Raw genomic sequence first — 7,291 nt, forward strand, 5'->3', positions numbered from 1 at the left:
CCGCAGGCAGAACCTGCGGCGGGCGTACAGATGATGCAAAGGGACGGCCGGCGCTTACAGATAGCTCTTGAGCTTCTCCACCATGTCGGTGTGCTCCCAGGGCAGATCCACGTCGGCGCGGCCGAAGTGGCCATAGGCGGCAGTCTGCTCGTAGATGGGGCGGCGGAGATCCAGGTGCTCGATGATCTTGGCCGGGCGCATGTCGAAGCAATCGTTGACGATGGCGGAGAGCTTCTCCTCGTCCAGCACGCCGGTGCCGTAGGTGTCCACCAGAACGGAGACGGGGTGGGCCACGCCGATGGCGTAGGCCAACTCAATCTGGCACTTGCGGCACAGGCCGGCGGCCACCAGGTTCTTGGCGATGTAGCGGGCCATGTAGGCGGCGGAGCGGTCCACCTTGGTGGGGTCCTTGCCGGAGAAGCAGCCGCCGCCGTGGGCCGCGGAGCCGCCATAGGTGTCCACGATGATCTTGCGTCCGGTCAGGCCGGTGTCGCCCACGGGGCCACCCACCACAAAGCGGCCGGTGGGGTTGACATAGAACTTGGTGTCCTTGGTGATGTACTGGGCGGGGATAATGGGCTTGATGATCTCCTCCACCACGGCCTCCCGCAGCTCCTTCAGGGCGATGTCGGGGTCGTGTTGGGTGGACACCACGATGGCGGGGCAGGAGAGCACCTTGCCGTCGTCGCCGTACTCCACGGTGACCTGGCTCTTGCCGTCGGGGCGCAGCCAGGAGAGCTTCCCGCTCTTGCGCACGTCGGTGAGCTGGCGGGCCAGCTTGTGGGCCAGGTCGATGGGAGCGGGCATCAGCACATCCGTCTCGTCGCAGGCGTAGCCGAACATCATGCCCTGGTCGCCGGCGCCGATACGGTCGGCCTCGTCGGTGCCGCCCTCCTGGAGCTCAAAGGACTGGTTGACGCCCATGGCGATGTCGGGGGACTGCTCGTCGATGGCGGTCATCACCGCGCAGGAGCGGTAGTCGAAGCCGTAGGCCGGGTCGGTGTAGCCGATGCGCTCCACGGTGCGGCGGACGATGGAGGGGATGTCGGTGTAGTGCTTGGTGGTGATCTCGCCCATCACGGTGACAATACCGGTGGTGGTGAAGGTCTCACAGGCCACGTGGGCATTGGGATCGTGGGCCAGAATGTCGTCCAGGACGGCATCGGAGATCTGGTCGCAGACTTTGTCGGGGTGGCCCTCGGTGACGGACTCCGAGGTAAACAGACGCTTTGCCATAATGTAGTTCCTTCCTTTCTCACTCGGGCACGAAAAACGCGCCCCGCCGGATGGCGGAGCGCGTGGTGCTCATCCATCCTCATCTTTCGATTTCCTCGCCGGATTTGGCACCTTGCATTGCAGGTTGCCGGGTTTCATCGGGCCGTTCCCTCCACCACTCTCGATAAGGCTATTCAATTGACTGTAGCTATTCTATCGACTTTTTTCCCGATATGCAATAGACAAAACAGGGGCTTTGTATAGCGCCGGCGGGGGCGCCGTTGTGCAAGCCGCCGGATTTACGCAGGGGGACGCCGTCACGCCTTCCAGCCGTTGAGGTACTCCTCCTGCTCGGGGGTGAGGGCGTCGATGGACAGGCCCATGGCGGCCAGCTTGACCCGGCCGATGGCGTCGTCGATCTCGGCGGGCACCTGATAGACCTTCTTCTCCAGGCCGTCCCGGTGCCTGACCAGCCACTCTAGGGCCAGGGCCTGGACGGAGAAGGACATGTCCATAATCTCGGCGGGGTGGCCGTTGCCGGCGGCCAAGTTGACCAGCCGCCCCTCACCGATGACGTTGAGCACCCGGCCGTCGGGCAGGGTGAAGCCCTCGATGTTGTCCCGGCGCAGCTCCCGTTTGACCGCCATGGCCGCCAGGCCCGCCACGTCCACCTCGCAGTCGAAGTGGCCGGCGTTGGTGAGGATGGCGTTGTGCTTCATCACCGCGAAGTGCTTCGGGGTGATGACGTCCTTGCAGCCGGTGACGGTGACGAAGATGTCGCCGTACCTGGCGGCCTCGTCCATGGGCATGACCCGGAAGCCGTTCATGGTGGCGTCCAGGGCCTTGAAGGGATCCACCTCGGTGACGATGACGCTGGCCCCCATGCCGGCGGCCCGCATGGCCACCCCCTTGCCGCACCAGCCGTACCCGGCCACCACCACGGTCTTGCCCGCCACCACCAGGTTGGCGGTGTGCATGATGGCGTCCCAAACAGACTGGCCGGTGCCGTACTTATTGTCATAGTAGTGCTTGGCCTTGGCGTCGTTGACGGCCATCATGGGGCAGGGCAGGATGCCCTCCCGCTCCCGGGCCTTGAGGCGCAGGATGCCGGTGGTGGTCTCCTCGCAGCCGCCGATGAGGTGCTCGCCCAGGTCGGCGCACTTGCCGCCCAGCAGGTGGATCAAATCGCCGCCGTCATCCACCACCAGATGGGGCTTGAACTTGAGGGTCTCGATGAGGAGGTTCTCATACTCCTCCCCCATGGCGCCGTGAATGCCGAAGGTCTCCACGCCCATGTCGGCCAGTCCGGCGGCCACGTCGTCCTGGGTGGACAGGGGGTTGGAGCCGGTGAGGCGCACCTCCGCCCCGCCCTTGGCGAGCACATAGCCCAGGTTGGCGGTCTTGGCCTCCAGGTGGACGGACACCGCCACCCGCAGGCCGGCGAAGGGCTGCTCCCGCTCGAAGCGGGCCTCAATGCCGCCCAGGGCGGGCATGAAGTCCCGCACCCAGTTGATCTTCCGGCGGCCGGCCGGGGCCAGGTTCTGATCCTTTACAATACTCATGCTGTTCCTCCTTGCGGGGCGGCCGCCGAGGGGCTGGGTCCGTCCCAGAAATCCAATGTCAGAAGGGGCTTGCTCCTGCGGAACTCCTGCACACGCCGGTGAATGGCCTCCAGCTGCTCCAGGCTGGCCGGCTGCTCCGGTCCGTAGGCCGGGCAGGTGAAAAACCAGCAGAATTTGGCTCCGGTGGCAATAACCCGGTCATAATAGAGTTCGGTGGCCACCCGCTCTGCGTTCTCCGCTGTGCAGCGGCAGGCCACGCCGAAGGGCAGCTTGTACCGCCGCAGCAGGGCCGTGGCCCGTGTGGCGTCGGCGCCGTCCTCGTCCACCTGAATGGCGGGGAACAGGTTGCGCACCCGCAACAGATCCGCGCACAGCTCGCCGGTGATGAACCGGGGCGGCGTGAAAGCGGCGAACACGCAGTCGGTGTGCTTGTTGCACAGGGCAATGGTCTCCTGCTCCCGGGCCAGAGGGTTGCCGCCGCTGAAGATAAAGAGATGGCAGCCCCGCCCCTTCCGGGCCTCAATCTCCTCGTCCAGGCTGTCGAACTCCATATAGGGCCGCACGCCGTAGATGGACGCGCCGCAGCCGCGGCAGCCCATCTCGCAGGGAAAGGAGGGGTCGATGATCACCGCCCAGGGGGCGCGGCCGTTCCCCAGTTCCCCCGCCGCGTTGCGGCTGGGCCAGTCCATCAGCCCGGCGTGAATCACAAAGTTCTCAAAAATCTTTTTCAGCACCCGGCTGTCGATATCGGTATACATGCTCTTGATGAGGCGGTGCCAGTTGTTGCCGGGGTCACTCATGGCCCTGTGAAACAGCTCCCGGTAGGGTGAGGCCAGCCGCTCCCCCGTGTATTTATCCAACCAGTCCATCAGCTTGGGAAGGTTGGCGTCCGGGTCCCGCTCCAGGTAGTCCAGGGCCTTGGAGATGCCGAAGGCCCTGAGTCTGGCCGGCAAGCTCATGAATCTGCACGCTCCTTTCCCACGGACAATTTTTATAATTGTATCATAATGCATCCATCGCCGCAACGCCATAGACAAAACTGCGGTTCCTGTTGGAATTTCAGACACAATGGCAAGAGTGTCTAACAGCCGGCGTTGACAAGCCCCGCAGTTCCGGGATATACTGAACTGATTTCATCTCAGATTTTCTAGGAGTGAGCGCCATGCGCACCGGACTCATCACCTTTCATTTCGCCCACCACTACGGGGCACAGCTCCAGGCACTTGCCACCATGCGGGCCATCCAGTCCCTGGGGCACGACTGCGAGATCATCGACTACCGCCTGCCCCACACCACCCGCACCAACCAGCTTTTCAAAAAGAGCGGCGGCGTGCGCGGCATGGCCTCCGACGCCCATACCGCCCTCCACTACGGGGCGTTCCAGCGCCGCTTCCGGCGCTTCGAGGCCTTTGTGGCCGAGGAGATGGCCCTCTCCCCCCGGCGGTACACCGCCTTTGAGCAGCTCCGGGCCGACCCGCCCGCTTACGACGTGTATGTGGCGGGCAGCGACCAGATCTGGAACCCCTATATCTTCCAGGACAAGCAGTTTGACCCCTCCTTCCTGCTGGGCTTCGTCCGGGAGGGCCGCCGCATCGCCTACGCCCCCAGCCTGGGCGTGCCCGAGCTGCCGGAGGACAAGGCGGAGGAGCTGCGCCGCTTTCTGACTCCCTTCTCCGCCCTGTCCGTGCGGGAAAAGCGGGGGCAGGTTCTGCTGCGGGAGGCTGCCGGGCGGGACGCCCGGGTGGTGCTGGACCCCACCCTCCTCCTCACCGGCGAGGACTGGGGAGAGCTGGCTGCGGCCCCCAAACGGCAGGGGCCCTATATCCTGTGCTACTTTGTCTCCGACCCCGGCGAGGCGGCCCCCTACGCTTTGGCCCTATCGGCGCGCACCGGTTGGCCCATCGTGCAGCTCGCGGGGGCCCGGCGGAAGATCGACGGGGCGGCCGAGCTGGTCTTTGACGCCGGCCCCCGGGAGTTTTTGGGCCTGTTCCGGCACGCCTCCGCCGTGGTGACCAACTCCTTCCACGGGGCGGCCTTCTCCCTCCAGTTCCAGAAGGACTTCTTCACCTCCATGTCCCCCAGGGAGCGGGCGGAGCCCACCTTCTCCCGCATCTACAGCCTGCTCTCCCGGCTGGGCTGCGCCGACCGCATCCTGGGCCTGGACACCACCGCCCCGGTGGACGCCCCCATAGACTACGGCGCGGTGTACGAGAAGCTGGCGGTCGCCCGGGCCGACTCCCTGTCCTATCTGGGGGCCGCCATCGAGGGCGCCCCCCTGCCCGCAGAGGAGCCGGAGCCCCAGGCCGCCCCCCGTCCGGTGCTGTGCAGGGCGGAGGACTGCACCGGCTGCACCGCCTGTGCGTCGGTTTGCCCCGTGGGCGCTATCTCCATGCGGCCGGATCACGAGGGCTTTCTCCGGCCCGTGGTCGGGGAGAACTGCATTCTGTGCCGCAAATGCGAGGGGGTGTGCCCCATCCTCCGGCCCCAGGTGCCCGGCCCCGCCCCGGCGGCGGCCCACGCGGTCTGGAATCACGACGAGGCCGAGCGGGCGGTCAGCTCCTCGGGCGGCTTCTTCTCCCTGCTGGCCCGGCACGTGCTGGAGCAGGGGGGCGCGGTGTTCGGCGCGGCGCTGGACGAGGGCATGACCGCCCGCCACGTGTGCGCCCGCACGGTGGAGGAGCTGGCCCCCATGCGGGGCTCCAAGTACGTCCAAAGCGATCTGGGCGGCAGCTTTTCCCAGGTCAAGGCGCTGCTGGAGGAGGGGACGGCGGTGCTCTTCTCCGGCGTACCCTGCCAGGTGGACGGGCTCAAACGCTACTTGGGGAAGGACTACCCCAACCTGCTCACCTGTGATCTGGTGTGCCACGGGGTGCCCTCCCCGGCGGTCTTCCGGGCTTACCTGGACGGCCTGGAGGCCCCCCACGGCTCCAAGGTTGTCTCGGTGCGCTTCAAGGACAAGTCCCACGGCTGGTCTCACCCCTGGTTCACCGCTCAGTTTGCCGATGGGAGCGTCTATACCGAGGACTTCAACCGCACCGGCTACGGCCGGGGCTTCGGGATGCAGCTCTTCCTGCGCCCCGCCTGCGCCCGGTGCCGGTACACCTCCACCAGCCGCCCCGCCGACTTCACCCTGGCCGACTACTGGGGCCTGGACGAGAAGCTGGCCCTGCCGGTGGAGCGGGACAAGGGCGTTTCCATGGTGCTGGTGAACTCCGCCCGGGGACAGGTGGTCTTCGACGCCCTCTCCCCCCGGTTCGGCCAGATGGAGCGCCCCCTGGCCGAGGCGGTGGCGGGCAATCCCCGGCTGGCCTCCCCCCTGAAGGCCAACCCCCGCCGGGCCGCCTTCTTTGCCGCCTTCGCGGCCCTGCCCTTCGCCGAGGTGGAAAAGCGCTTTCTGGCCCTCCCCTCCCTGCCCTACCGGGCGGCGGCCAAGGCGCTCACCCCGGCCATGAAGGAAAAAATCCGCAAGCTGCTGAAATAACGGCGGCGAAATGTTTACAATTTATTCGGGAATTTTTCCCGGCCGTCTGGTACACTACTTTGTACGTCACAACGGGGCGGGCATTCCGCCCAACGGGAGGTAACTTTACTTGAGTGCAATTCAACGCTGGCTGGATCGGTTCTGCTACAAGCACCCCCGGTTCGGCATACCCAACCTGATGTTGGTCATTGTGGTCGGCAATGTGCTTGTCTGGCTGATGGATCAGTTCAGCTACGGCGTGTCCCTGTCCGCCCTGCTCGCCTTCTCGCCGTACTACATTCTGCACGGACAGATCTGGCGCATCATCACCTTTGTCTTTGTCCCGCTGGACAGCAACCTCTTCTTCCTGGCCGTCTCTCTTTACTTTTACTATATGATCGGCTCAGTGCTGGAGCGGGAGTGGGGTACCGCTAAGTTCAATGTGTTCTATGGCCTGGGTGTCCTGCTCAACGTGGTGGTCGGTTTCCTGCTCTACGCAGTCACCGCCCCTCTCTATCCCTCCCATCTGCTCCCGCTTCTCACCACCGCCAGCATGACCTACGTGAACCTCTCCCTGTTCTTTGCCTTCGCCACCCTGTATCCAAACATGCAGGTGCTTCTTTTCTTCATCATCCCCATTAAGATCAAGTGGCTGGCGTGGATCGACGCCGCCCTGTTCGGCTGGAGCGTCCTCAGCAGCCTCTTCGGCGTCTTTACCTCCGGCCTGGCCGCCCTCCCCGGCGTCATCATCCCCCTGGTTGCCATTCTGAACTACTTTATCTTCTTCTGGGACAATTTCCTCCAGCTCTTCGGCCGGGTCAAATACCAGACCTCCCGCCAGACCGTCAACTTCAAGAAGGCCACCAAGCAGGCCCAGCAGCAGAAGGGTTATATCCACAAGTGCGCCGTCTGCGGCAAGACCGACACCGACTACCCCAACGAGGAATTCCGTTACTGCTCCAAGTGCAACGGCTATTACTGCTACTGTTCCGAGCACATCCACAACCACGTTCACATACAATAAAAAAGCAGCGCGGCGGGCGGCCTTCAGGCC

General features: G+C 64.9%; 5 protein-coding genes and 1 riboswitch. Of the genes, 2 read left to right on the top strand and 3 right to left on the bottom strand.

From position 1 onward, the window contains the following. Positions 1 to 54: 54 nt before the first annotated feature. From metK to ACESY8_RS12210, 3 genes are all read right to left on the bottom strand, one after another. Complete coding sequence (gene metK, locus ACESY8_RS12200) at positions 55 to 1,236, bottom strand: methionine adenosyltransferase (RefSeq protein ID WP_054339520.1); 1,182 nt, start codon at positions 1,234 to 1,236, stop codon at positions 55 to 57. Positions 1,237 to 1,312: 76 nt separating this feature from the next. After that, positions 1,313 to 1,406, bottom strand: a riboswitch (SAM riboswitch). 126 nt (positions 1,407 to 1,532) lie between these two features. Beyond that, the gene (locus tag ACESY8_RS12205) at positions 1,533 to 2,777 is read right to left on the bottom strand and encodes an adenosylhomocysteinase (RefSeq protein ID WP_054339521.1); all 1,245 of its coding nucleotides are present in this window, start codon (positions 2,775 to 2,777) and stop codon (positions 1,533 to 1,535) included. After that, positions 2,774 to 3,736: a radical SAM protein gene (locus ACESY8_RS12210; protein WP_009261001.1), complete on the bottom strand. Its 963-nt coding sequence runs from the start codon at positions 3,734 to 3,736 to the stop codon at positions 2,774 to 2,776. The genes ACESY8_RS12205 and ACESY8_RS12210 overlap by 4 nt, the downstream gene beginning before the upstream one ends. Positions 3,737 to 3,939: 203 nt before the next feature. On the opposite strand from ACESY8_RS12210, the gene ACESY8_RS12215 reads away from it, so the two are divergent. Both ACESY8_RS12215 and ACESY8_RS12220 read left to right on the top strand, forming a co-directional pair. Further along, positions 3,940 to 6,258, top strand: a complete 2,319-nt coding sequence (locus tag ACESY8_RS12215) for a polysaccharide pyruvyl transferase family protein (protein ID WP_498794751.1) — start codon at positions 3,940 to 3,942, stop codon at positions 6,256 to 6,258. Positions 6,259 to 6,367: 109 nt separating this feature from the next. Next, positions 6,368 to 7,261 (top strand): DUF1751 domain-containing protein, encoded by an 894-nt coding sequence (locus ACESY8_RS12220; protein WP_140402430.1) that lies wholly within the window; start codon positions 6,368 to 6,370, stop codon positions 7,259 to 7,261. The last annotated feature ends 30 nt before the right edge of the window (positions 7,262 to 7,291 follow it).

Origin of the sequence: Clostridium sp. ATCC BAA-442, assembly GCF_964239415.1 — a bacterium.
Taxonomy (GTDB): domain Bacteria; phylum Bacillota; class Clostridia; order Oscillospirales; family Oscillospiraceae; genus Flavonifractor; species Flavonifractor plautii.